Below are 25580 nucleotides of genomic sequence, written 5' to 3' on the forward strand. Positions count from 1 at the left end.
CCTATATGTGCGGTATTGCAGGCATGTTCGATCTCAGAGGCAGGCAAACGTTTGACGCCAAGCTTCTGCATGCTATGAACGAGGCGCAGTTCCACCGTGGCCCGGACGAGGGCGGCACGTTTCTGGAGGCGGGCGTGGCACTGGGCCACAGGCGCTTGTCCATCATCGATTTGTCTAGCGGACAACAGCCGATGAGCAGCGCTGATGGCGATATTGTTGTTGTGTTTAACGGCGAAATTTATAACTTCCGTGAGCTCGCGGAAGAGCTCAAGGCACGCGGACACCTATTCAAGACCCGCTGCGATACCGAAGTGATTCTCTACGCCTGGCGCGAGTGGGGCGAGCGATGCGTCGATCATTTTCGAGGCATGTTTGCGTTTGCTATTTATGACCGTAAAGAGCAATCGCTATTCCTGGCAAGAGATCGATTGGGCATCAAACCCTTGTACTACGCGATATTGAGTGACGGCCAATTGATATTCGGTTCTGAGCTCAAGGTTCTAGCAGCCCACCCAGGCATGCCTAGAATTCTCGATCCCTTCGCGATGGAAGATTACTTTTCGCTGGGCTACATACCAGAACCCAGAACCATGTTCACTGGCGTCCAGAAGTTGCACGCAGGACACACTCTTTATTTCAAACGCGGACTCCCCGAACCGACCAGCAAACAGTATTGGGATGTTAGTTTCACGCCCCATGCTGTTGCCAGTGAGGAGGAATGGACTGAAGAACTGATTCGGCGAATGCGCGACGCGGTCGATGTAAGAATGGTTGCCGAAGTCCCATTGGGATCATTCTTGTCCGGCGGGGTCGATTCCAGCGCCGTAGTGGCAATGATGGCCCAGTTACAGAGCGACCCGGTTAACACCTGCGCTATAGGCTTCGATGTTGCTCAATACGACGAAACAGATTTTGCACGAATGGTCGCAGATCGCTACCAGACCAATCACTTTGAGCGTGTGGTAGACAGCGACGACTTTGACCTGCTGGATACGCTGGCCCACCATTACGACGAGCCCTTTGCCGACAGTTCCGCGCTACCTACTTATCGCGTCTGCCAATTGGCCAGACAACAGGTCACAGTGGCCCTGTCAGGGGATGGCGGCGATGAAAACTTTGCCGGCTATCGCCGGCATCGCTGGCATATGAATGAAGAGGCCCTGCGCAGCAATATCCCGCAGTCCATACGCGGGCCACTATTTGGTCTGGCGGGTGCCATTTACCCGAAGGCTGACTGGGCTCCCAAAATGTTCAGGGCAAAGAGCACGCTGCAATCACTGGCGCGCAGTTCTGTGGAGGCTTATCTGCATTCTGTATCAATAACCACCGATACCCAGCGGCAAAAAATGTTTAGTGCGTCTATGCACAGCGACCTGCAAGGTTACCGCTCCGTAGAGACTTTTAATCACTACGCAGACAACGCGCCTACTGATGACCCCTTGTCATTGATTCAGTATATCGATCTTAAGACCTACCTTTGCGGCGACATCCTAACCAAGGTGGACCGTGCCAGCATGGCCCATGCCCTGGAAGTAAGAGTGCCTCTACTGGATCATCATTTTGTGGAGTGGGTCTCTGGATTACCGCCGAGCATGAAATTACGTGGGCAAGAAGGCAAATACCTGTTGAAGAAGTCCCTGGAGCCGCATTTGCCCAATGACGTTCTTTACCGGGACAAGATGGGCTTTGGTGTACCTCTGGCAAACTGGTTCAGGGGGCCCCTGAAGCAGCGGTTGCGTGATTCAATCGCCGATGGTGGCCTCGCCGACACTGGCTACTTCGATAGAGACTACTTGAAAAAATTGGTGAAACAGCACGAGAGTGGACAAAATGACCATAGCGCGGCTCTATGGTCGCTGCTGATGTTTGAAGCCAGTATGCGCACGATGGGTGTGACGTGAGCCAAGCGGACGCCAATGTCAGTCTGCTGGTGATCTCCAGCCTTTACCCAAATCCGGCGCAAGAGCGGCATGGGATTTTCGTTGAGACTCGACTGCGTCATCTGTGTGAGGCAAAACCAGTTAGCGCTCGGGTTATTGCTCCCGTGCCATGGGTGCCGCCACTGTTAGGTGGAATGGCGCGGTATCAACAGTATGTCGGCATACCGGCGTATGAAGAGCGCCATGGTATACCCGTTCACCACCCGAGATACCTGGTGATACCGTATATCGGCATGCTGCTGACACCGTTCTTTATGTTTCTGTCGCTGCTCATGGCAGTGAACAGGTTGAAGCGGGAAAATATAGAGTTCGACCTTATAGATGCCCACTACTACTACCCGGATGGGGTAGCGGTAGCACTGCTGGCCACCATATTGAAGCGCACCTTTACGGTGACGGCGCGCGGTACCGATATTAACCTGATTCCAGAAGTGGCGCTGCCCAAAAAAATGATCTTGTGGGCTGCAGGCCGCGCTGCAGCTTCAATTACTGTCTGTAGTGCTCTCAGGGACCGTATGGTCGAGATCGGAGCCGATGGACGGAAAGTACACGTGATGCGCAACGGAGTTGATCTGGAGCTATTCAGACCATTAGAGCGTGAACAATGTCGTTCAGAACTGCTGGTATCAGGAAATACGCTAATCAGTGTAGGGCATCTTATTGATCGTAAGGGGCATGATCTGGTCATCGCCGCGTTGCTCGATTTACCCGACTATTCGCTTGTCATTGCCGGTGATGGCGAGGAACTTGGCACGCTGCAGCAGCTGGTTGCTCAGCATTGCCTTACTGAACGCGTACGCTTTCTTGGCGCTGTAACACAACCGGAGCTATGTCGTTGGTTAAATGCGGCCGATGCTCTGGTTCTAGCCTCCAGTCGCGAGGGCTGGGCCAATGTGCTACTGGAATCCATGGCCTGTGGAACGCCAGTGGTAGCGACCAGTATATGGGGCACGCCGGAAGTGGTGGCAGCAGAGGAGGCTGGTGTTTTGGTGGAAACAAGGACCGCTAGCGGTATATCGAAGGGAGTGCAGAAGCTGTTTGCCGACTATCCGCAGCACTCAAAAACGCGTGCTTACGCGGAGCTGTTCTCGTGGGATGCGACAGTCAACAGCTTGTATAGCCTTTTTCACTCTCTTACCGCCTGTAAGGCTCAAGCATGAAGATACTTTATCACCACAGAGTGGCGTCAAAAGATGGCCAATACGTGCATGTGGCAGAGATTGTAGCGGCATTGCGAGAGCTGGGACACGAGGTGATCGTATCCGAACCAGGATCAACTCAAAGTAAGTCCTTTGGCAAAAGCTCAGACGCCGTATCCAATATCAGGAAATATCTGCCAAATTTTATTCATGAATTTGCGGAGTTCGCCTATAGCCTTTTTGACTTCATAAAATTAGTAAGGCTTATTCAGGTTCATCGTCCAGACGGGATCTATGAGCGATATAACCTGTTTTTCCCTTCAGGCATATGGGCGAAGAAAATTTTCAAAATTCCGTTGGTTCTCGAAATCAATGCCCCGCTTTATGAAGAGCGCTCTACGCACGGAGAGCTTTCGCTGAAAAGGCTTGCCGAGTGGAGCGAGAGTTATGTATGGCGCAATGCCGATTTTGTATTACCGGTCACAGGTGTATTGGCAAAGAGGGTGCTGGCGCGGGGCATCCATACAGAGAAGCTGCGAGTCATTCACAATGGTATTAATCGAAAACAGTTTTCGGAGCTAATTTCTGACGTTAGCGTGCGCGAAAAACATGGTCTCCAAGGACAGTTGATACTAGGTTTTACAGGTTTTGCACGAGAATGGCACGGGATTGATCGCGTGCTCGATTTTTTGGCTGAGCACCGCGATGAGAACTGGCACCTTATGCTGGTTGGGGACGGGCCGGTTACTACGAAACTCAACTCACAGGCCAGAAGACTTGGGATCGAAAACAAGTTCACGGTTACCGGTATCGTCTCAAGAGAACAAATCCCGGAGTACGTCGCGAGCTTTGATATTGCGTTACAACCCGATGTCGTCGACTACGCCTCTCCTCTAAAACTATTTGAGTACATGGCTTTGGGTAAAGCTATCATCGCCCCTGACAGTCCGAACATACGGGAAGTTATTACAGATAGAGTTAATGGCCTATTATTTGATCCAGCCAACTCAACATCATTTGACGATAAGCTGGCCGCGCTGTGCTTTGATGGCGCTCTCAGAAGCCGGTTTTCAGAAGATGTTAAGCAGGCACTTTGTGAGGGTGAGTATTTCTGGGATTCCAATGCGGAGAAAATCGCTGCAATATTGCTTTCCCGGACTAATTCCCATGTCGGACTCGGTACACAGGCGCCATGACCGTCGCAAGATTATCTGCTATTAAATTTGAACAATGTCTTTTTTTAAGTGAAGCCTTTATACACTTGCGTTCTACCTGTGTGGTTTCACGAAAGCTCGGGTCGCTATACAGCGCCAAGTTATTGACATGCGAATTACCCAATTGTAATCGTCTATTATTCCGTGCAAATTATTAGGGCTGTGCAAGCATGCGGTTAAGAAAGTTACCGAATAACGATAACCTGGAACGCTTTCAGAAGTTTTTACTACTTCTCGCATCGCTATTCATTCTCTCGACTGTTCCTGCATATTGGATTCAAGTACCTGATTCTGGGTGGTATTTAACGAGTGCGGAGACTTTACTCGCTGAATATCGATATTGGTTTAATGGGGCGCCCAATCTACATTACTATCCAGGTTTTTCGTCGATTCTGATACCGCCGCTGGTGCTTTTCGGTAAGAACTTTTTTGCACTACAGTTTTATGTAGCATTTATTGCCTTGCTTGGAGTTTGGGGGTTAAGGAAATACTATTCAGTTAATACCTATGGCTACACCGCCTTATTCTTGCCCATACTGCTTATAACATCTTCCATTTTCACTGAGTACATGTATGTTCTTTACAGCGACTGTACGTTTTTAGCGTTAACAATATTTGCTCTCTTATCCTGGCGTAAATATCTAGAAACTTATCAAGTTTCATATTTGGCTATTTGCTTTCTTTTAGTTTCCATAAGTTCATTGGTACGATTTCAAGGTTTATTTCTTTGCGCCGCTTTCTCGGTAGCTTTGTTGATGCATGCCTGGTCTCTACGTAAGCGGGTAGATATAGTCAAAATGGCCTGTTTGCTTACTTTGTGCGGTCTGGTGTTTTTACCTTTTGGTATTTGGACGATTCGTAACTATCTTCTCTACACGCCCGATACGTTTAATATGGCTAACTCACGATTCTTCGGTTTGAGTGGATTAGCTCTATATGCTGAAGGTTTCCCGGGCGGTACTTCCTTAGCTGGGATTAGTGAGGGGGGGTATATTCCAATTCAAAGAGCTGCACTTTTTTTTGGAGGGTTGCTTGAGTTTTGGTACGGCGGTATCACCCTAACAAATAAGAAGATCATATTGCCACTGATTCTCCTTTTATTCGCTTTCGGAGTTAAACCTTGGTTAAAGAGAGCAAATTATTTAGAGTTTTTCTACGTATTGTTTTCTCTCGCCTATATTGGTAATTCTATTTTTTTCAAGAATAACTTACATATTGTTCTACGCTATTGGATACCGATATTACCGTTTTTTGTTATGATTATGGGACTTGGGATACAGTCCATTCTTAATTGGAAGCTTTTAGCTTTTACAAAACCGGTATCGCAAGCTTTTACAGTTTTGTTTGTCATTACTTTACTCGTTATTTCCCATCCTAACCTAACCAAGCATATCGGATTAGAAGAGAGAAGAGGAGAAGAATCACGAGCGTTAGCTGCTGTAAAAGTCTTTACGGACATCAATATACCTATTAATGCAGTAGTAGCGACGACAGAATGGGGGATTATGCCGTCTACTATAGATAGAAGGTCCTTTCCTGTTCTAAATGACCCAGATCACAAAGAAACGATAGCTAGAATGTTGAAATATCAAACAGAATTCTTGATAACTTACGGCAAGTTTAGCCGCAGGGACGTTCATGCGCTGAATCTGGTTACCAAGCATAGTGATGTATTCACAAAGGTGTTTGGGGTAAATGAAGGTGTGCCTAATTTGGCCATTATGGTTTATAAGATTAACTTGAATAAATTAGAAAATATTCTGTAATGTCCTGACATTTTTGTGTCGCGCTTATCGTTAAATAGCGGTTTTGCCGCTTCGTAAGCAGATTTTACTCCCCAAACTGTGATCAAGTCCGCGTATCCGAGGGGTGTAAAACTCGACTTCCCTGTGCATTCGGAATAGCATCAACCAGTGAGTTCTTAGTAACGCAATAATCCCATTACGGCGCGGCTTTAGCTATATGAAACTAATTGTACAGATCCCTTGCTTCAATGAAGAGGGTACACTGCCAGCCACCTTTAATGACATTCCCAAGGTCATTCCTGGGGTTGACATAGTCGAGGTTCTCATTATTGATGATGGGTCAACCGACCGCACCATCGAAGTGGCCAAAGAACTCGGTGTCGACCACATAATTATCAATAAGAATAACAGGGGACTAGCCAGATCATTCCGTACCGGGCTGGATGCATGTCTTAAGCTTGACGCTGATATTATTGTGAACACTGATGGCGATAATCAGTACGCTGGGTGGCACATACCCAAATTAATACAACCTATAATTGATGCGCGCGCCGACATAGTCATCGGTGACAGGCAGACTGACAATGTGGTGCACTTTTCTAAAGGCAAAAAGATCCTGCAGAAACTTGGAAGTGCCCTGGTACGCGGGCTTTCTGAGACGAGCGTGCCCGATGCTGTGAGTGGCTTTAGGGCTTATAGCCGTGAAGCAGCCCTGCAGATGAATGTCGTTTCCCCCTTTAGCTACACCATTGAGACGCTTATTCAGGCGGGTAAAAAGCACTTAGCTGTGGTGTCAGTAGCAGTGGACACAAATGGAAAAACGCGAGACTCCAGGCTCTTCACAAGTATTCCAAAGTTCATAGAACGACAAGTAACCACTATTGTGCGTATGTACACTATGTATCAGCCGCTGCGTGTCTTCTTCTTCCTCGGGATAATACTGACCTTATTGGGGATTGTGCCGATAACACGTTTCATCTATTTCTATTTCACAGATGGTGGAGCAGGACATATTCAATCGCTGGTACTTGGCGGCACTTTTACCATATTGGGATTTTTCTCATTTCTTATAGCGCTATTAGCCGACTTAATTGGGTTCAACAGGCAATTATTGGAGATGACGCTGGAAAAAGTCCGACGACTTGAGCTTGAGATGGTGGGGCGAGAAAAAGATAGGTGATCGACCGCCGCAGAGCGACCTTGCTGCGAAACTAAGGTAGCTAATCTGGAGTTTGAAATGAACGCTCCACAACATCTCTAAATTGCTCTGCGACAACCCTCGAGTCAATGAGTGGCATATTACTTGTGTCCAGCGTCTGCTGACTGAGTTGCTTAGACATTTTTAGGACAGCTTCAGCAAGGTCGGAGGCACTACCTGGTCTAACCAGCATGATTCCTGGGGTTTCTTCTGAAATCAGTTCGTTCATCGCTGGTGAATCTGCAGTAATCAAGGCTGTGCCTGCAGCAAGGATTTGAAAAACCTTGTTCGGGATTACTCTAAGTGACTTACCTTTAGCATTGAAAACTCCAAGACATATATCGGCGTTTACAATATTTTCTATCAGTTCGTCGTACGGGACCCATTCAATTCTTGTTATCGTGTTTAGAACTTTGGCGCGAATCATTTCATCAATTTCAGTTTGCAGTTGGCCCTTACCAATAAGAATCCATTCGACGCCGCATGCTCCAGATTGTTCGAGCAGTTCCGCGGCTTCGACAATAACATCGATACCATGCAGCGGTATAAACTGACCATAAAATAGAACCTTGACCCGCTCAGGCGATTCCTGAGATGGCGAAGAAAAAATCTTACGCGGAAATTTTTCACTTTCCATTCCAACCCAAACCGACTGCACACTGTCCGCAGGCATGCCAAAAAGCTCTTCGATATATTTCGCGTGGGACCAGGTATCAATAAGCCTGATGTCAGCCAAATTAATGGCTGCGTGTTCAACGTAATATAACAGTTTCGCGATGATGCCTTCCTTGTTCAAAAGCTCCCGGTCTATCACCGTTGTATCGTAGATGCTTATGAAAATATCCAGGCAGATTTTTGCACCGCGCATCCTGGCAAAGGGATATAGAATAATAATATCAATGATCCCCATGTAGGGTATGAGCACCAAATTGTGTTTAGGCGCCCGCAAGTATCTAAAAATCAAAACGGGATAGGCAAATAGCCATTTAGTCAGAATACCCAACTTAGCGCGCACGCCCGTCAGCTGAGACTTGTCCTCAACGCCTCCCCATACGTCCCTATGGCATTCGATTACTTCGCCGAAGACTAGTCGTGAGGCTGCTATAAGTATCCTGGTACGAGGTTTGCCGGTATCGTAGGTTCCCCAAACAAGTAACTTCTCATTTATCAAAATAATTCCCGCCGGCACAAATTTTTTCTCCATATCCCAAACCAGGACCTGGGAATTTTTGCATTTACAGATGTAATTATACGACACGAGCGGAAACCAAGAAAATGACCAGACGCTGAATTAGAGCGAAATAGTGACATTCCCAAGCTTGAATAAGTGACATTCAATCGCCAGCAATTTTTAGTTTAACGTAAACGAGCATGTAGCTAGTGAATGTATCTGGGAAAAGTCCAGATTCCTCTCATATCCTTTGACCAAATACACCGGCTCTCATACACTATATTCTCAAACGGTAAATATCTAATGCCGAAAAGTAAACCACATATTCCTATGAATAGAGAAAACGGCTCGGCTATGAACTCCATCAGTCACAGCGAAAATGACCCAGCAAAAAGAATCGCGTCAATAAGAAATCTTTTCAATCTCCTGGATCAATCTGGTATCACCTGGGCGATTAGAGGAGAACCTATGGAGCTCTTCAGTTGGGTTAGAGCGGGATCTCGGAAAGATATCGACATCTGGGTCCCGTTGAATGACATGGAAATGTGCATTGATGTGGCTATCTCTGCTGGAGGGGTCCCTGTCTGCTCAAGGCCCGGGGTTATGGGCAAGGCTTCCGTACTCAGCGCTATTTTTGTATTTATAGACGTAGACGGTTCAGTCATCTCGATGGTGGACTTCAACGGTGGCCCGTCAAGCGCAGGCATAGTAAAAGTGTCAGATGAGGAAACTTACATCAATTCCATTCAGAGACCTGCGGGAGTGCCAAGATTTTCAGGAGGAGCAATTCTTACCGATTCGATCGTTAGAAGATTGGTTAGGGGAAAAGGGTTTACCGAGTCGAGAATTGATAATGCCAGATCCCATTGGAAGAAAATGGACGACGATGGAAAGAGGCAGTGGTTGGACCTTCATAGAAACAATTTCAACAAAGAGGCAAGCGCTTTTCTGACTAGAATTCTGCAGAGCAATAGCGGACAAATTCTGGAGCAGGATTGGAGAAAGGCAAGAAATAATATGCTCTTGAGCTATTTTGGAAGTAGGCCTTTCCTCCTTATAGTAGGAGTCATTGACAAACTTCTTTATTCCAGAAAGCCGAGGCAACGAACTATTAATCCCGCGGGGGCCAGGCCTGCTGCAACATCGGTTGCGATAATAGGCACCGATGGAACAGGGAAATCGAGCACAGTTAGTAGCGTAGAGCAAAATTTGCGTAGATTTTGCCTCCCTGTAGAAATATTCTATTTCGGAAGAGTCCGTGGCGGACTACCCGGGGTTGAATTTCTGCAGAAAAAGCTCAGCACACTCTTCACCAAAAAGTCCGGTGAAGTATATTTGGACGCGGGACCGAAAAGCGAAGATCGCTCAGCGCTGGAGAAAGCTACCAGATGGATTGGCAGCTATTTTTACGTTCTGGACTATTTTTCAAGATATGTAGTGTATGTTTTTCCATCCATTATCAGAAGGAAGATTATAGTATTTGATCGCTACGTATATGACTTGAAAATTATGCCCTATTCAAGCCGCGTTGCAGCTCTTTTGATTGAGAAAATTGTTCCAAAACCCAGTTTGATCTGCTTTTTGGATGTGGATGAAAATACGATATTTGCTAGAAGAAAGGAACGCACATTGGAAGAGGTGGTGCGTCAGCAAGACATTTTGAGAAACGCAACGCAGCGCAATACAGCAAAAGATAGACGCATATCAATAAGTGGTAAGTTCCCCTTGACCGACACGGCTTATCAGCTTACCAGAGCAGCGATTACCGTCTCTTTCAGAAAAGAAATCCAGAATCTTGGTATAGAGCACAAGGTTCTTGCGGATGTAAGATCGAAGATTTGATCCAACGGACTCTTCCAATTTAGGGAAAAATATATTGCAGCGGCAAGCAACTGCGTCTGTTTTTGAAGTCAACCGATAGATATATACAACTATGTTCATAGGCCGCCAATGCTCCTGAAAAAACAGCACCTATCTGCAATTTTACTGGTATCCATAACGATACTCAGTTTTTTCTACATTCGAGAGTATTCAGACCAGTTTCTCAAAATCACTGAGGTTGGGGCCAGCAGCATTGCCATTTTGGTTGTATTATTTTTGGTAAGCAGAGCTCTAATTGTTCTCCCAATGATTTGGTTTTTATCGAAACATAATGCCAGGATGAGCGTCCTGGAGGCAATAAAACTCGACTTAAGTACTGCCTACCTAAACTATCTTCCACTTAAAGCTGGCCTATTTGCAAAGGGGGCTTACCTCAAAAAGGTACACAATATACGCTACACGGATTACGTTTCTATTTCCCTATCGCTGACCATCATCCAAATGCTAACGGTGGGTGTTTTAGGAACCGGTATATCGATCTACATTAACTCAGGGGTTTTGATCTCATCCATTTTCATTGGATTAAGCACGGCGTGCATCCTGGTTCTAAACATCCCTACTAAATGGTTAAGAAGTAATTTTTTTGAGAAAAACCGAGTATCGAGTGTTATTGCAGATATTGTTGTCGGGTGGCAAATAATGACCAGTGATTCCCGGTTTTTCGCCATTGTATTGCTATTCATTTGCTCTGCCACGCTGTCTGTCGGACTCCGTTTGGTACTCTGCTATTCGTTCTTGTCTTTAGAAACCGGAATTGCTGAAATTCTTCTTATATCTCTCGCATCAATACCAGTTCGAGTTATTGGGATAGTACCTGGCGCAATTGGCATAAGAGAAGCGGTGATCGGCGCCTTCGACTTGGCTTTGGGCGGTAACTTTCAAGCTGGAGTAATTGCGGCATCACTCGACCGGCTAATTTTGCTAGGATGTTTGTTTGTACTTGGTCCACTTGCGACACATAGCCTCTCTAAAAAAATGCTAGATCAACCCGAAGATACCGGATGAGACCATGAAGAAAGTTATATTTATCGGGATGGATCTCTTTCCTCCCTACAATGAATTTTGCTCAAAGCTAGCGGAGATACTGATAACAGGATTGAGTTTGGGTCGAGGGTATCAGGTAATTTCTTTCGGTAACCCCGGGGTAAAAATGTCTAGCGCGCCAAACGAGAATTATATAGCGGTTCCAAACTACCATGTGCTCATGAACGCAATATTGTTGCCTATATGGATTGTACGATATTCATATGGGGAGAAAGCAATAGTTCATTTTTTGATGCCGGCAAAACATACGAAATATGTAAAGGCGCTTATTTTTCTTTGCAGATTGATGGGTCATACAACGGTGTTCACTTTGTTAAAAAGCAGCGATGACCAAATAGTGTGTTCATCGAATTCGGACCGCATAGTCACCCAAAGTCAGTGGTCAACAACCCGTGCGAGAACGCTATTGGAACGAAAAGATCGGATACGAGAGATTGTTCCAGGCTCAGTGGAATTCGAAAACCACCTTATTGAGCGAAGGCCCAGAACGGTACTCTTTGTTGGCGTACCGTGGAAAAGGTCTGATTTTGAAAAGAGAGGGGTATACTTCTTTTTTGAACTTGTGAAGGAAACCTTCGAGGTCGACAAAAGTATAGAGTTTATTTTGGTAAATCGATCGATTACCAATCGCGATTATATTGAGGAATTAGCAGGCAACACTAAAGGTAACTTAACTATTGAGCATAAATCGGTAGAAAAAATGGGTGATCTTTTTTCTTCAGTCTCTATTTTTCTCTGCTTACATCAAAATATGGAGTGCCCTGATCCACCATTAAGCGTAATCGAAGCCATAAGCTGCGGCTGCCCTATTATTTCCACCAAATTCAATTCTGTCGCTGATGATATTGAAACTAGCAACTGTGGTGATATCGTCGCAGTTGATGCTTCCTCTTTCGCGGAGTCGATTACACGGATTTCAGACAATAGTGGACCTTATCTCGACAACGCCAGGAGACTAGGCAGTTCCAGCTATCAGATTGCTCGTTTCAAAGAAAAGTATAATACGCTCTACAGCGAGCTGGATTAATCTGTTCGCCAATACTTGGGGAATATCTGATTAATTCCCGATTTCTGCGATATTGAACCCGTCCACCTTTACTAGGAAACGGTTTCCCATGAAACAACAGACACTGGCTGAAGGCGAGTTTGAGAAATTCCGTAAAAAGACGCGTGAAGAACAGTTTCTGGACGAGATGGAAATGATCATTCCATGGCGGCAGCTCACTTAGAAAAGTACCAGTCAAAAGACAGGGAGTTCTACTTTGACTATGAGTCTACGCCACCCGGTCCCATAGTAAGATCTAGGGAAGAGGTTCTCAAAAAATTGGTGAAAACGATTTTGGCAGTGATACTAAAGTGTCAAACACCAAACAACAAACACCAGCGCCGATTTACCGCGATGGACGACAAGATTCTCTTCCTGTACAACCAAGGTATGACCACCGGGCAAATCGTAATCACCTTCAAGGAAATGTACGGTGCTGATGTCTCAGCAGCCCCGATCTCCAAGGTCACCGATGCCGTCATCGAGCAGGTTGTCGAATGGCAGTCCTGAATCGCCCGGTTTGTATATGTAAAGCAACCAAATATTCACTTCAATTACCCATGATCTTTCGTATTTTTCTAATCAGTCTATCGAACACAAACTTGCAGCTCGCGTAAAATCGGACGAAGCCGTACCTTGTATCTCCGATATTATTCGAAAGAAATGCAAGGGCCTCAAGTGGATCTTCTTCAAAGCAAAACTCAATGCTACGAGAAAGTCGCTGATTGAAATCTCCAAAGCTAGTGAACTGCCGCCTGACGGTCAGCTCATCATCGCGATAGGGATGGTTTACGGGAATATTATGCAGCACGCCCATCCTGGACTTATGCCTACTACAGAGAAGATAAATTATTATGTCCAGTCCGGTACCTGTTTTGATCATATAGAAGAAGGGCAATGCCAGTCTCAATATATTTCTTGAGATCATGAAACATTGTACTTCAACGAATTGACCAAAATCTATATCTAGAGCCTGTTGCTTAAGGTGCGGCCAGTCAGCCTTGCTATCGGCGGTTAGAGCAGGTTGTGATACCGCCAGTTCGTTAATCATGGCCGCAGATAACCAGGTGCTGAAGGCGTCTGATTCAATCTGAATATCGTCATCAATGAATATGTAGTAATCATACTCAAGAACTTCTGGGTACTTCGCTAGGAGTGCAAGGAAGTTCGGCATCTTGAAATCCGTGTTTTGTAAAAAATAGTCTGTCTGCGGTGGCGCAACCGGATCTTCGCCATAGTAAACAATGGCAGTAGCAAAATTTTCTCTTGATTGGAGACCTTGCAACCAATCGAGGGCAAAAATTCTCTCACCAGCAGAACAAAAGACAAGACAGCTTGCATCTTCAGACTTATTCAATGATCTTTCCTCAACTCGATCATCGCTGACAGATATCAACGATTCGGCCACTTCGTAGGCCCAATAATATGCCAAGTCAGTGGCATGCAGCGAATTGTTTTTCTCAAATCTTTGACAGCAGTCAACTAGATGCGCTGATCTCTGCTATTACTGATGCCTCAATAGAAAAAGTAGCAATATCTGTCGATAAATATCTGCGGTTGTGGGATAAGCTGGCAGTCGATAGAGAGTCGGAAATAGCGCACCTCGATTATTCTTCCGGAGTTTTTACTGGAATGTCAGGACCGTGATAGATCTCGGAATGACTGCAGGCGCTATCCGAAATGGGAGATTCAATAGCTACCATATTTTTTACGCTACCATAATATCGGAATTTCGGTATGCTACGTATAAAAGCCTCAATAGAAGATACAGATGGCTAAGCACATAATTATTAGTGAATATTTGTACCTATGAGATCGTTTATCGCGCTAGCAGCTATTAATGTTTCGGCCTTTTTGTATAGGACTCTGGTGACTATATTAAGCCTCCCTCTTGTCCTTCGAGAATTTAGATCATCCAACCTTCGATTTACTATCATCGTCGACGCTAAGACAGAGCCGGATGATCTGGTTCGAGCATTGCAACGTCAAATCTATCGAAATTTCGAAGTTATTATTCTAGGTGAGCAGGGCACTCTGGACGGCTACAGACTTGACTTTGATATTTCATACCAAAGCGAAAAGCATTTTGTGGCGAGAAAAGCATTAGCTAGCGATATAGTTTGCTACATCCATTCACTGCAGCACTGGAATAACCCTCTTAAACTGGTCCTACTAAGCAAAGAATATAGACTCAATAGGGTTAAAACGATTAACTACGAAGATGGGGATTATTTTGAGGACACCCTAGACGCACTTTTCATAGTCAAGGCTCAGATGTTCGAGACTGAAAAGTGGTCGCACTATTCGGATTTGTATTTGCAATATGGCTGCCCCAGATTTGGCGCCGGAGCACTGGATGTTAGAAGCGCAATTCAAACATTCATAGAGAATAGCTGCACAAACGACTCCGAGAAATTGGCGACTTTCAATAGAGTTGTCGCGTGGGCTGAAAAGTCTGAGTCTGATTTACGAGGAGCAGAGCCTAAAACATTTGCCATCTACGTCCCGTGTAACGATTACTACATTGGACGTCAGTGGGGCGATTACCACTTGGGGAAGAGTATAGTATCTGAGCTATTTTCAGCGGGCTACCGAGCAACCCTTGTCTGTTTTAATCAGTGGAAGAGTTCATCCAGGTTCGACTTTTCACTAACTATTCATGGCACTCATACTAATCCATTTTGCGAAAAGGATGCACTGAGAATACTATGGATTATCAGCCACCCCGAGAAAATTAGGGGTTTGGATATTGACTCCTATGATCGAGTGCTGATCGCTTCACAAACCATGACAGAAAAATATCGCTCGATTTTCCCGGATAAGAATATCGATTTTCTGCCTCAATTCTCAACTATGGTGCCACAGACTAAAGAAGTAAAACATGCTGCGCATGACGTTCTATTCGTAGGAAACTCTCGAAATGTATTTAGAGAGTCGGTGCGATATGCGAGTGAACTGGATATTGATTTTGCAGTCTATGGCGACAATTGGAATAAATTTTTGCCTGCCAAGTTTATCAAGGGAAAGTTTCTGCACAATGAACTTTTGGGAACCATGTATGGCTCGGCTAAGATCGTACTAAATGATCACTGGAAAGAAATGAAGGAAAACGGCTTTGTAAATAACAGAATTTACGATGTGATTTCAGCTGGGGGCTTTGTAATTTCAGACTATTTTGAAGAAATCGACAATCAATTTGAAGGTCTTCTAGTGACTTATTCGGATTTTGGAGAGTTTGAAAATATTGTCAATTATTATTTGGCCAATGAAGATGTGAGACTCGAACGAGCTGAAGCTTTGCAAGATCTATTCGGAGAAAGGTTCACTCCAGCCGCCGCTGTTGAGAATATCCTGAGCGGCGTGGAGGCGCGCGAATGAGAGGCAGGGGAGCTTACTTAGAGGGAAAGCCAAGAAGCGCAAAATCTATTTTCTAATCATTTTTCAACGCAGATAAATCCTTGATTGTTAGCTGTACAAAAAATTGGCTCTCGCCACGAATTCCCACATAATTGGCGCCACTTGCAACTACAGTTTTCTCATGCTTATATCTGCCCAGCCGAAAATGTATATCGTTGCTCCAGCTCCTAAAGATTTGGTCTGGAGCTACTTCGCTTCATTTTGATTTAGTAGACAATTAGCAAACCCATCAAGGCTGGCTTTTCCCGTTGTGAGTGCATACAAACACAAACTGAAAGGTATACAAATTTTTGAAAACATGCATCAACAACCACTCAAAAGGTGAGCGATTGAAGGAACTCCCCTTATAATCCCTGCGGCGGAACTGTCGCTCTGTCCTGACTACATCCAGGCCAGCGCCTTCAATGAGTTGCAGCATGGTTTTAAGTGTAAAAAATCGCAAATGTGTTCGATCAAAAATACCGCGATCATTGTAGGGCCATACGCCCTTTATATAGACATGAATGAACATGTCTATATGCTGAATATTCGGAAGTGAAATGATAATTCTGCCATTTTCCGATAAGCGGTTTACAAATGTGGAAAGCAACTTCCATGGGCTTTTAAGGTGTTCTAAAACATCGCCCAGAATAATATAGTCAAACTGTCTATCGCCCAGCAATTGATCTACATCTATCACATCTAAATCACCGATATGTACCTGAGCGTAGAATTGATTAGCAATCGCAGCCATCTCAGGGTCGAATTCGAAGCCAACAACTTCTTGAGCAATTCCTTTATCAAGCAAATATTTTCCATTGCTGCCAGTAGCACAGCCAACGTCGAGGACACTAAGGCCATCACCTCTGATTTGTTCTAGCAAGTCTGTGCGCGGACTGATGTAAGATGAATTAAACGATGTAGACACAATATACCTCTGCGTGTGACTGCGCGATATTACCGCTACAGAAACTGATTTCCATTTTAGTTTCAGCCTATGCAAACGAAGATATTACTGCAACAGTTCACCAGGATTTTCTGTCTTTGTACCTAATATTGAAGGAAACTCACCATGCAAGCTCATGGGTGACAAGAGCATTTCAAGAATGTACTAATCGCTAGACGTAGTGCTTACCAGTTCAATCTGGTCAATATAGATTGGTTCCCGGTAGAGGAAACTGACCGTGTGTAATCCTTTGTCCAGAACCCAAGACGACTTATAGGAACTCCAGTGCCACTTTTCTCTTACTGCAATATCCCATCTGAGAGGGGCGCCGTCATTGATGCGCAAAAATGTAGAATCACTGTTGCCATTCGGCGCAAGTACACGAATACGAATTCGCACCTCCGCTTTCTCCGCTAAGGAAAATTGGTAAGTTTTTGTGCCTAAACTTACGTAGCTACCATGAACGCCTGGAATCGTGTTTCCGACTTCTGTAGCGGGACTCAGAAATCCGTTCTCAGCCTCGATAACTTTATTGACAGGAAATACGGTTGCAACACCCCTGAAATTTTCCGTGGAATTAGAGGTCGAGTAGTTGATTTCGCCGACTGGCAACAACTTCTGCCCGTCATCTATCTTGAATTTCTGCATGGTTTGATTCGATTGGTTGACTCGAAAAAAGAACCGTTCTGGTTGAGGCATGCTAGTAAGTCGATCATTATTCCACCAAGGCATCGTTTTGTGCAAACTTGTTTGCATCTCTAGAAATTGTTCGACCCCTTTTGATATGTCCAGAATACTTACGCTTGCTAGGATACGGCTTAGTGGCTTTTCGGAATCGGCGAGACTCGGTTTAATAAGCAACAAGCTTCTATGGGACCTACCATCATTAGTATTCTTCCAAAGACTTTCGCTTTTTCGATAGTTACTGCCGTGATCGCCGTTAACAATAATGAGGGAGCGATCATAGCGGCCTAGTTTTCTAAGCTCCGTTACCAGATCCAAAATCAGTTTTGTGGCGCATTCTGACTGAACTGCCATTGAGCTATTGTTGATTTCCTCGCAGTCGCTTGAGTAGATGTACGGACTATGGGGGAGCAAGAGGTGTATGTAGGTATAGCGACTATGGCCAGTTAGCTTGTGCTCATTTTCGAGGTAGTTTAAATAGCTCAGCATCGACTCTTGCGGTGCTGAGTCAGCTAGAAAGGTATTTTTATTCAGGCTGGCATAAGTCGTTGGGTCAATGAGGACTCGATTTTCCGCGAGTTTTTTACTTAATAGATGAGGTAGTACCCGGTAGACCCACAGCGCAATAAAGGCATCACTATTGTCGAAAGTTATCTCCATCGAGTTTTTCGAGTGCACATATGTTTCATCAAATAGGCCTAAATCGAAGGGATAAAGCTTTCTTGTATAAGCAGACGTGGAGTAGCCGGTATCTTTTAGTTGCTGCAAGAATGAGCTTTCGCTATTGAAAGCGCGATTCTGGTAGCTTAGATCGGTTTCCTGTGATCGGTACTCCTCTCCGAGAAACATTGAAGGTATCGACCAGTTCGTCATATCATATAAAGCTGCAGCGTTTGAATAATATTTAAACCCGCTAAGTTTTGACTTGAGCGTATCGGAAATTTGCGTGTCGAAAAAATCGGATTGATACTCGTCTAGTACAAGATGATAAATATTAGGTAGTCTCTCCTCAGATGATTTGAACTCGGGTTGCCGGGGCAAACTTTGGTGAGTCCCTTTTTTCAATTCAACATTATTGCCCACACTGATTACTGTTTGTAGAACTAGCAAAGTACCGAACACAGCTAATAGCGAGACAAATTTGCTAGGCTCGACCCTACTCGCCAGTCCCGCAACAAAGAAAAAGAAGAATAACGTATAAGTAAACAGCGAAGGCGCTGTCTCCATACCCAGACTCTCGATCCCGCGAAGCAAACTATATATAAGTAATCCAGGACCGGATAGATAATACAGCCAAATGAAAGCACGGCTGACCAGCGATAATCGCAAACTCAGCAAAAACAGACCGAAAAAGAGAGTTATAAAGGCTGCAATGATGAATGGCGCCAATACTGTCCACTGATAGTTCAGCTCAGATTGGTTTATTATATATAGGGGCAGTGCATTGGAGATGAAGACAAGTATCGGGGTCGGTAGTAAAGAGAGGAAGCGCAGGTTCGAGTTTTGATTGGGCATGTGGAATTCGTTATATCGATATACTAGTGTCGTTTTAGTAGATACAGAACCCTGCAGCTACCGCTAACTTTTTGTTTTTCAATCACGGTGAAGTAGGCGTCAATCGAACGCTCAAAACCCTCTTCAGTATAGTCAGGAAATATGTCCTCCCTGGTCGCTAGCAAGCGTTCTACCTGTGAGTCCGATTTAGGTACAAATTCCAGAATAACCCACCGCGCAATACCTGCAAACATTTCCGCGATATTCTCGAGCGGTACGTTGTTACTTAACGCAATATGATGAATTAGTGCCAAAGCAAGGAGTGCGTCACACTGAGCCCGCTTGGTAAATGAATCGCGCTCACAGTTTTTCCACCCGATGCTTGGGGACGGAGCAAACAAATTTTGAATCAGTGGAGTTATGTTTGATGGCCCTTGTTTTTTTGCCTCTCGATAGTTGGCCTCAACGGCGACCGGGTCAATATCCTGCGATATCACCTGCTTGCAATGCGTCGCGGCGACTCGGCTGAACACTCCGGTATTAGCTCCCAAGTCTTGGACTAGATTGAGTTCTTCTGGAATGAGTTGAAGGTAGTTATGAACAATGGCACGTTTGTTATCGGCGGCCTTATCGCTATAGTTAGTGTTTTGGTAATAATCCCCCCATTCTGTATTGGGTAACTTCCACTCCAGCTTGTTAACCACATTGGCAAGGTTTTGAACCATGGCCTGCAAGCCCTTGCGGGAAAGCCCAGCAGTTTTTTTCCCTTCACTGCCTTTCTCTGAACTGGCGTAGTTTACTTGTAGTTTTGCATGTAAATGTATGTGTGCCGTAAGTGCTAGATTCAGCCGTGTTTTCATGGGCAGCAATTTGCTGGCAAGGGGGAGGGGGATTCCATCGATATTCGTTACCAATAGTTTGGCCAGTTCTATATCCGTGTACGCCATTAATGCCAACGGCGCCAAAAAGTGCTGGCAGAACTGTTTGTAAGCTACCCAAGGTGTGTCTTCCCGGTAACTCTCAAAAGATAGTGTGTCGATGAAAAATGGGCGTCCGTCGAGAAATTGCACGTTATAAGCAGAGGCGTCCTTCAAGGACATCCCAAATTTGAGCGCGTTCGCTTGTACTTTCAGCGTGAGAATTGCAGCGTCTTTAAGCTGACTGAAACACCATTCGTAGGGATAGGAAATATATGGTAACTGCGACGGCTGAATAATCTTGTATGCGTGTTTAGGCAACAGTTCAGTGGAATCGTAGATTTCAGTGTGAGGGATCAGAAGATTCTTTTCAATTAGCTGCTTGTAGAGCCCGGTTTGCATCAACTGATCATAATTGGCCCGACCAGCCGCATTTATTTGGCGGTAAATGCTACCTTCATGGGAAAACACAAATCCACTTGGATCTCTGAATGATGAATCGAGCCTACCCGTTGATGTTGAGTTCTTGGACAGAAGCGGCACCTATTCAATTAGTCTTAGGTTGAAAATTAATCTGATTGCTTAGTCTCTGACTCATCTTCTTCCAAAAGATCAGCAGGTTTTTTCCCACCAAAAAAGCTCGTTATCTTGTACCAATATGTCTTTAGGGCAAACCAAGAGACAGCAATCACGGCTATTAGACTCTGAAGGATCATGCTCCCAGTCCCAGGGTCAAGATAGGAGAACGCTAAAGACGGAAAAAACAGCGTAGATACACCAATTATTATTTGATCTATTTTTGATTTCATAGCCGTCCCTTCATTTACTGCGCGAAAATCTGCTCATTTTGCTGAGGCTTGGTAGGCTTGGCCGGTTCGCACCGCCAATCGAATCTATAGACTGCTGAACTTTACCGCTAAACTCTAGCTTTGAACAGGAACTAGCTCACAAAGTGGCATTGTTTTGACCCCATTTTCCGATTTATGAAGAAATTTGGAGCGCCCCATCACTTTTCGCCCCCTGCTGCTTGAGATTAAAATAAAGGGAGATGACTACTACGCTTACACAGAGAGGGAGCGTCAACAAGGAGCAGGACTCTGAAAACCAAATAGGAGCAGCACTAGAGCTGGTGCGTAGGTTTAAGGTTTAAGGTTTAAGGTTTGCCAATGTAAGTCGCAAGTAGGCCCTCCAGAAGGCACAATTTTGTAAACGCTTGAATAACTAGGTTTTGGCACGCAGTCGCCAACTTTGGCGAGCACCAGTATACAACCAGCCAAAGGGGAGAATAATTGAACGCACTTCGGTCCTCGACGACGGTCAATGCTGGGTCCGAAATCGGGAATTTTCTGGCATTGTATAACCAGAGTTGGCCTCACAGGACTCTTGTCCAATTGACGACGGTGAAAAAAAACGCATTCGCGTTTCTACTTCAGCGATCAGAAGAATGACAACTACGCATGTTTAGATTTTCTAGTAAGAAATAATCTAGCGTGTTCGTACATTTCCAGCAAAACCTGATCTTGGAAAAGATACGCTCTCATGACCAAATAGCTGGCAAGCGTACCTGCATAGCAAATCAAGGCTACCGAGTCAGTTTGAAAGACTTGGTAAAATAAATATGCGGCGCAAAGGCTACCAAATAGTTGAAGAGTGGATTGCAAGTTTGTGACCATTAGATTTACTTGAAATCGCGTATGAAATATATAGTTTAGATACAAATAAATTGCCAGCCCCGTGCATACATTCCCAATGAGCATGTAATAAATATTCTCTGTTTGGTAGCCAATCAGTACAGATGCTATTACCCCTGCAAGGCGTATTAGCATGCAATAGCTTAGATACTGTGGTTCGCGAAGTGCACTGATCAGTGTGGTGTAGGTGCCAGTGTATGCTGAGACTATCGCAGCCAGGCATATGATGGAGAACATTGGTGCAGTGCTAGTCCAGTTCGGGCCCAGAAGCATAGATATTATGAGATCAGAAAAAACGATAAATACTGTGTGCACGGGCAAGATCAAAATGTCTTTTATCTTAAAAATATACGACATATTGGCTCGAATAATGGTTCCAGCGTACTGTTTATCTCCGGTCTTTGAGTGGATGTCTTCGACGACCTGGGATAAATTGGCTTTGTCCACTGAAGAGCAGATCACCGAATAATATATTGAACTTAGGCTGCTAGCCATAGCCAAGTGCCCCAATGTGGCGGCCCCAAAGTATCGACCTACGAAGATATGCCCCAATTTTGCGTTTAGGAAATCGCCCATTTGAGTAGCGAAATACCAAAATCCGTAACGATAAACCTTAAGAATTCCTGTAAAGCTTAACTTTAGCGGAACTCGAGGGGGGGCGAACACGTAACTAAGGCCTAGCTGCGCCACAGCGGCAATTACCATCCCAATTGCAAGGGCCAGATAATTCCCTAGCCAGATCGCCAGAGCAATAGTGCTAACCACAGATATTAGCTTGGCCCCGACCTGGCTGTAGATGCTAGGCCTGAAGTTTTTTTCTTTCGAGCACAGAACCAGATTGAAATTGGCGCACGACTCGATCACCAGGACCCAAGCGATAATTTTCAACGCTACGGCCGAGTCTGCAGAATTAAGCAGGTCGGCTAGATAGTCGCTTGAGAAAAAAATTGAAAGTGAAAGAAGCAGACAAAGTAGTATCTTTCCCAGGAAAACAGAAGAATAAAACTCATCAGAATCGTCACTAGAGGAAATTACATTGGCTGCGAAGCCTATACTCTGCAATCTCATGGCCAGTTCTTGAACGATCATGGCGACTGCAATTATTCCATAGTCATCCGGACTGAGAATCCTTGCTACAATAAGCGTGCTTAGCAGGCCAAGCGCACGAGCTATCAGCTTCGCTGCTAGTAACGAAGAAGCGTTTTGCATGATTGAATTATTGGTCATAGCATCCAGAAATTGGGATTTGGTACCTTCCATTTGCCCAGCCCATGCGTCTTATCGGCAACTAGAATTGGAAAACGAGTGACAAAGTTTGCGGTGTACGTCTAATACATTGATAGGACGGTACCATGTTTAGTGATGCGATTACCTCAGGATCGCGCTGGAATCTTCGGAAATTGTGATACGTTCTTCAAACTTAGTCATCATATACCTTGCGATTCTAAGGTTGTAGATATGTGAGTTGCTCTCCTGTTTCATGGTTTACGTCCAGAACGGTAAAGATGGTGATCCGGGTACCTAGCTAAGTGCTTTACTTGGCTTTTCTGTGAGTAGCTTCACAGCTAAAGTGTTTATTTGGCTAATCCGCTGGGATTCATCGTAAGTTTAATTTACTGTTTGTTACCACCCTGCCCGCTGTGACTGAAGTTTGGTTCTAGGGGCGTGGGAATCACATCCAGGTAGTCTTTAGCTCAATGGTAACTAGACTACCCATTTAGGCTGGAGTTTTGAGTAAGCCAAGTTATGCACAGATTTAGAAACTCACTTGCCAGATACAGGTTTGATCGCGCGTCCAGCAAGGTTCGAGACCTGGCTCCTGTGGAGAGTAAACACGATCCGAGTCTGGTGATCGTTTCCCTGGTCTATCATGATGCCGTCGACATGACACTGCTGGCAATCAATAGTTTTTTGAGCCAGATTAGGCGAGGTAGAGTTGAGCTCATTGATGATGGATCACTTACGCCGCAGGACTATCAGATTCTTACTTCTCAGATCCAACATCTGAAAATTGTTCATATTTCTGAAATTGATGTCGGTAGTTGTCCTCGCGGAGGTTGCTGGGAGAGACTGGTCCACATACTCCGTCTGAGCGAACATTCATACGTAGTGCAAGTAGATACTGATACGCTGACGCTGGGTGTAATCACAGAGGTGGACCAGGCGATACGAGACAACGGCGCATTTACAATAGGCGGTCCAATGTTCGCTAAGGCGGTTCACACCGACTACATGGCGATGCTTGCCAACAGATGGGATACCGAGCATGTGCAAGCCTTAGGCGAGCGGCAACTCTCAACGCTAGAGTCTATCGAACTTGAATACTATTGCCGTGGGTGTGCCGCTTTTACGGGCTTTCCCAAAGGCGGAAGTACGGTATCGACGCTACAGCAGTTTTCTGACGAGATGGATTCGCGATTGGGAAGTCATAAATGGTGTGAGTGGGGATCGGAACAGCTTGCTTCAAACGTAATGATTTCTTTGACGTTGGCACCTCAGATACTACCCTGGCCGAAATATCAGAACTTTGGATTCCCTGAGATAGCAATAGGGTCGAAGCTTAGAGCCTCCGATTTTTCTGGTAAAACGAGTGTGATTCACTTTATCGGTAGCAATAGGTATGACGGTGGGATTTATCGAGAGCTGGCTGAAGCCTATATATCAAGACAGAAAACCATAGAGAGCGCACTATGATACATGAGCGCCGTTTCTCAAGCGTTTGCTTCGCTGAGGTGGCAAATATCTAATCATGAGAGATATCATTGTTACACTTTTGATATTTGGTAGCCTCCCATTTATCCTCAGGCGTCCTTATATAGGCGTGTTAGCATGGGCTTGGATCAGCTACATGAATCCCCATCGCCTTACTTGGGGGTTTGCGTATGACTTCCCATTTGCGCAGTTGGTGGCTATCGTTCTTTTCGCCTCACTACTGTTCAGTAAGGAAAGTAAGAAGTTGCCCATGGATGGTGTTATGGGCGTGTGGATAGCGTTCCTACTGTGGATGACGATCACCACGATATTTGCAATCTATGAGGACCGAGCGTTTGTTTACTATATACGCGTGGTCAAAGTTCAATTGTTAACACTTATTACAATCGTCGTGATGACAGATCAAAAGCGTATCGACTTGCTGATCTGGACGATCTGTTTATCCATTGGGTTCTATAGTGTCAAGGGCGGTATATTTACTCTTGCCACCGCGGGTAGTTACCGGGTGTGGGGCCCTGGGGGCAGTTGGATCTTCGAAAACAACGCCATGGCACTTGCCACTCTGCTTGTAATTCCGTTAATGATCTATCTACACAATATCAATACTGATCGGTGGATACGGTTAGGACTCAAAGCGGCTGTTTTGCTCAGCTTTTTTTCTGCGCTCGGCTCTCAATCCCGAGGGGCACTGGTCGCTACGATCGCCGTGGCTGCCTATTACTGGTGGCAAACCAAGTCGAAATTTGTAACTGGTGCCGCTATTTTTGTACTTGCGGTGACTGCTTTTAACTTTATGCCTGCCTCCTGGCACGAGAGAATGGGGACGATTGACAACTATGAAGAGGACTCTTCCGCCAACAGCCGCCTGGATGCGTGGAGGTATAGCGCTGCCGTTGCCAGTCAGAGATTGACGGGGGGTGGCTTTAACTCATTTTCTAAAGCGACATACGCTTACTACTATAAACCAGTCCCTAAAGCCTATGTTTCTCATAGTATTTATTTCAGCGTAATAGCGGCGCATGGTTGGCCCGGTTTCATCATGTTCATGACGATTATTGCTCTTACTTGGAGAAACCTTTCTTCTCTGGCAAAGCAGACAAGAAATTCCCCAGAAGATGCACGCTATTTTCAGCTGGCTAAGATGCTCAAGGTCAGCCTTATCGCGTACCTATCAGGGGGCGCATTTCTTAGTTTGGCCTATTTTGATCTCCCCTGGCACATTGTCGCTATCGCGTTTTTAAGCACACATCAGTACAAAAATCGACGATCGGAGTCGACACCCAAGAAAGTTGTGCCAGACTTCACAACAAAATACCCAACATGACCTGTATTTGTATTGCCGGCAATTATGCTCATGCGCTGC

Annotated in this window: 18 protein-coding genes and 2 pseudogenes; 13 read left to right on the forward strand and 7 right to left on the reverse strand. The window is 45.2% G+C overall.

The window, feature by feature from the left end:
- Positions 1-5: 5 nt before the first annotated feature.
- From EYC98_RS10495 to EYC98_RS10515, 5 genes are all read left to right on the forward strand, one after another.
- Positions 6-1901: an XrtA/PEP-CTERM system amidotransferase gene (locus EYC98_RS10495; protein ID WP_279245295.1), complete on the forward strand. Its 1896-nt coding sequence runs from the start codon at positions 6-8 to the stop codon at positions 1899-1901.
- On the forward strand, positions 1898-3100 hold the full coding sequence (locus EYC98_RS10500; RefSeq protein WP_279245296.1) for a glycosyltransferase family 4 protein: 1203 nt from the start codon (positions 1898-1900) through the stop codon (positions 3098-3100). The genes EYC98_RS10495 and EYC98_RS10500 overlap by 4 nt, the downstream gene beginning before the upstream one ends.
- Positions 3097-4275 (forward strand): glycosyltransferase family 4 protein, encoded by a 1179-nt coding sequence (locus tag EYC98_RS10505; protein WP_279245297.1) that lies wholly within the window; start codon positions 3097-3099, stop codon positions 4273-4275. Before EYC98_RS10500 ends, EYC98_RS10505 begins: the two co-directional genes overlap by 4 nt.
- 188 nt (positions 4276-4463) lie before the next feature.
- Positions 4464-6059, forward strand: a complete 1596-nt coding sequence (locus tag EYC98_RS10510) for a glycosyltransferase family protein (RefSeq protein WP_279245298.1) — start codon at positions 4464-4466, stop codon at positions 6057-6059.
- Between the two features lie 196 nt (positions 6060-6255).
- The gene (locus EYC98_RS10515; protein WP_279245299.1) at positions 6256-7218 is read left to right on the forward strand and encodes a glycosyltransferase family 2 protein; all 963 of its coding nucleotides are present in this window, start codon (positions 6256-6258) and stop codon (positions 7216-7218) included.
- A 40-nt stretch (positions 7219-7258) separates the two neighbouring features.
- Here EYC98_RS10515 and EYC98_RS10520 read toward each other — a convergent pair whose 3' ends face one another.
- A complete protein-coding gene (locus tag EYC98_RS10520; RefSeq protein WP_279245300.1) occupies positions 7259-8440 on the reverse strand; it encodes a glycosyltransferase in 1182 nt (393 codons plus the stop codon).
- 180 nt (positions 8441-8620) lie between these two features.
- Between EYC98_RS10520 and EYC98_RS10525 the strand changes: the two genes are divergently transcribed.
- The 5 genes and pseudogenes from EYC98_RS10525 to EYC98_RS10540 form a co-directional block, all read left to right on the forward strand.
- Complete coding sequence (locus tag EYC98_RS10525; protein ID WP_279245301.1) at positions 8621-10249, forward strand: nucleoside/nucleotide kinase family protein; 1629 nt, start codon at positions 8621-8623, stop codon at positions 10247-10249.
- Positions 10250-10357: 108 nt separating this feature from the next.
- Entirely contained in the window at positions 10358-11293 is a 936-nt protein-coding gene (locus EYC98_RS10530) for a lysylphosphatidylglycerol synthase domain-containing protein (protein WP_279245302.1), read from the forward strand.
- A 4-nt stretch (positions 11294-11297) separates the two neighbouring features.
- Positions 11298-12359 (forward strand): glycosyltransferase, encoded by a 1062-nt coding sequence (locus EYC98_RS10535; RefSeq protein ID WP_279245303.1) that lies wholly within the window; start codon positions 11298-11300, stop codon positions 12357-12359.
- Between the two features lie 183 nt (positions 12360-12542).
- Positions 12543-12611: pseudogene (locus tag EYC98_RS21785) on the forward strand (hypothetical protein); the annotation flags it as partial.
- A gap of 96 nt (positions 12612-12707) precedes the next feature.
- Positions 12708-12884: pseudogene (locus EYC98_RS10540) on the forward strand (transposase); the annotation flags it as partial.
- A 43-nt stretch (positions 12885-12927) separates the two neighbouring features.
- Here the strand turns inward: EYC98_RS10540 and EYC98_RS10545 are convergent.
- Positions 12928-13734, reverse strand: coding sequence for a hypothetical protein (locus EYC98_RS10545; RefSeq protein WP_279245304.1), 807 nt, complete (start codon positions 13732-13734; stop codon positions 12928-12930).
- A gap of 512 nt (positions 13735-14246) precedes the next feature.
- On the opposite strand from EYC98_RS10545, the gene EYC98_RS10550 reads away from it, so the two are divergent.
- On the forward strand, positions 14247-15755 hold the full coding sequence (locus tag EYC98_RS10550) for a glycosyltransferase family protein (protein WP_279245305.1): 1509 nt from the start codon (positions 14247-14249) through the stop codon (positions 15753-15755).
- Between the two features lie 268 nt (positions 15756-16023).
- On the opposite strand, the gene EYC98_RS10555 is transcribed toward EYC98_RS10550, so the two are convergent.
- From EYC98_RS10555 to EYC98_RS10575, 5 genes are all read right to left on the reverse strand, one after another.
- The gene (locus EYC98_RS10555) at positions 16024-16701 is read right to left on the reverse strand and encodes a class I SAM-dependent methyltransferase (protein ID WP_279245306.1); all 678 of its coding nucleotides are present in this window, start codon (positions 16699-16701) and stop codon (positions 16024-16026) included.
- Positions 16702-16884: 183 nt separating this feature from the next.
- Entirely contained in the window at positions 16885-18918 is a 2034-nt protein-coding gene (locus EYC98_RS10560) for a hypothetical protein (protein ID WP_279245307.1), read from the reverse strand.
- A gap of 23 nt (positions 18919-18941) precedes the next feature.
- Positions 18942-20285, reverse strand: a complete 1344-nt coding sequence (locus EYC98_RS10565; protein ID WP_279245308.1) for a class I SAM-dependent methyltransferase — start codon at positions 20283-20285, stop codon at positions 18942-18944.
- 98 nt (positions 20286-20383) lie between these two features.
- A complete protein-coding gene (locus EYC98_RS10570) occupies positions 20384-20623 on the reverse strand; it encodes a hypothetical protein (protein WP_279245309.1) in 240 nt (79 codons plus the stop codon).
- A gap of 642 nt (positions 20624-21265) precedes the next feature.
- On the reverse strand, positions 21266-22765 hold the full coding sequence (locus EYC98_RS10575; RefSeq protein WP_279245310.1) for an oligosaccharide flippase family protein: 1500 nt from the start codon (positions 22763-22765) through the stop codon (positions 21266-21268).
- A 561-nt stretch (positions 22766-23326) separates the two neighbouring features.
- On the opposite strand from EYC98_RS10575, the gene EYC98_RS10580 reads away from it, so the two are divergent.
- Positions 23327-24199 (forward strand): hypothetical protein, encoded by an 873-nt coding sequence (locus tag EYC98_RS10580; RefSeq protein ID WP_279245311.1) that lies wholly within the window; start codon positions 23327-23329, stop codon positions 24197-24199.
- A 55-nt stretch (positions 24200-24254) separates the two neighbouring features.
- Entirely contained in the window at positions 24255-25541 is a 1287-nt protein-coding gene (locus EYC98_RS10585; protein WP_279245312.1) for a putative O-glycosylation ligase, exosortase A system-associated, read from the forward strand.
- Positions 25542-25580: the final 39 nt, after the last annotated feature.

It is taken from the genome of Candidatus Litorirhabdus singularis (assembly GCF_026262625.1).
In the GTDB taxonomy this organism is placed as follows: domain Bacteria; phylum Pseudomonadota; class Gammaproteobacteria; order Pseudomonadales; family Halieaceae; genus Litorirhabdus; species Litorirhabdus singularis.

What these genes read in the sequence shown, in the direction of transcription:
- EYC98_RS10495 (WP_279245295.1), top strand. Translation starts at nt 6, where the DNA reads ATGTGCGGTATTGCAGGCATGTTCGATCTCAGAGGCAGGCAAACGTTT.
- EYC98_RS10505 (WP_279245297.1), top strand. Translation starts at nt 3,097, where the DNA reads ATGAAGATACTTTATCACCACAGAGTGGCGTCAAAAGATGGCCAATAC.
- EYC98_RS10510 (WP_279245298.1), top strand. Translation starts at nt 4,464, where the DNA reads ATGCGGTTAAGAAAGTTACCGAATAACGATAACCTGGAACGCTTTCAG.
- EYC98_RS10515 (WP_279245299.1), top strand. Translation starts at nt 6,256, where the DNA reads ATGAAACTAATTGTACAGATCCCTTGCTTCAATGAAGAGGGTACACTG.
- EYC98_RS10520 (WP_279245300.1), bottom strand. Translation starts at nt 8,440, where the DNA reads ATGGAGAAAAAATTTGTGCCGGCGGGAATTATTTTGATAAATGAGAAG.
- EYC98_RS10525 (WP_279245301.1), top strand. Translation starts at nt 8,621, where the DNA reads ATGTATCTGGGAAAAGTCCAGATTCCTCTCATATCCTTTGACCAAATA.
- EYC98_RS10530 (WP_279245302.1), top strand. Translation starts at nt 10,358, where the DNA reads ATGCTCCTGAAAAAACAGCACCTATCTGCAATTTTACTGGTATCCATA.
- EYC98_RS10535 (WP_279245303.1), top strand. Translation starts at nt 11,298, where the DNA reads ATGAAGAAAGTTATATTTATCGGGATGGATCTCTTTCCTCCCTACAAT.
- EYC98_RS10560 (WP_279245307.1), bottom strand. Translation starts at nt 18,918, where the DNA reads ATGCCCAATCAAAACTCGAACCTGCGCTTCCTCTCTTTACTACCGACC.
- EYC98_RS10570 (WP_279245309.1), bottom strand. Translation starts at nt 20,623, where the DNA reads ATGAAATCAAAAATAGATCAAATAATAATTGGTGTATCTACGCTGTTT.
- EYC98_RS10575 (WP_279245310.1), bottom strand. Translation starts at nt 22,765, where the DNA reads ATGGAAGGTACCAAATCCCAATTTCTGGATGCTATGACCAATAATTCA.
- EYC98_RS10585 (WP_279245312.1), top strand. Translation starts at nt 24,255, where the DNA reads ATGAGAGATATCATTGTTACACTTTTGATATTTGGTAGCCTCCCATTT.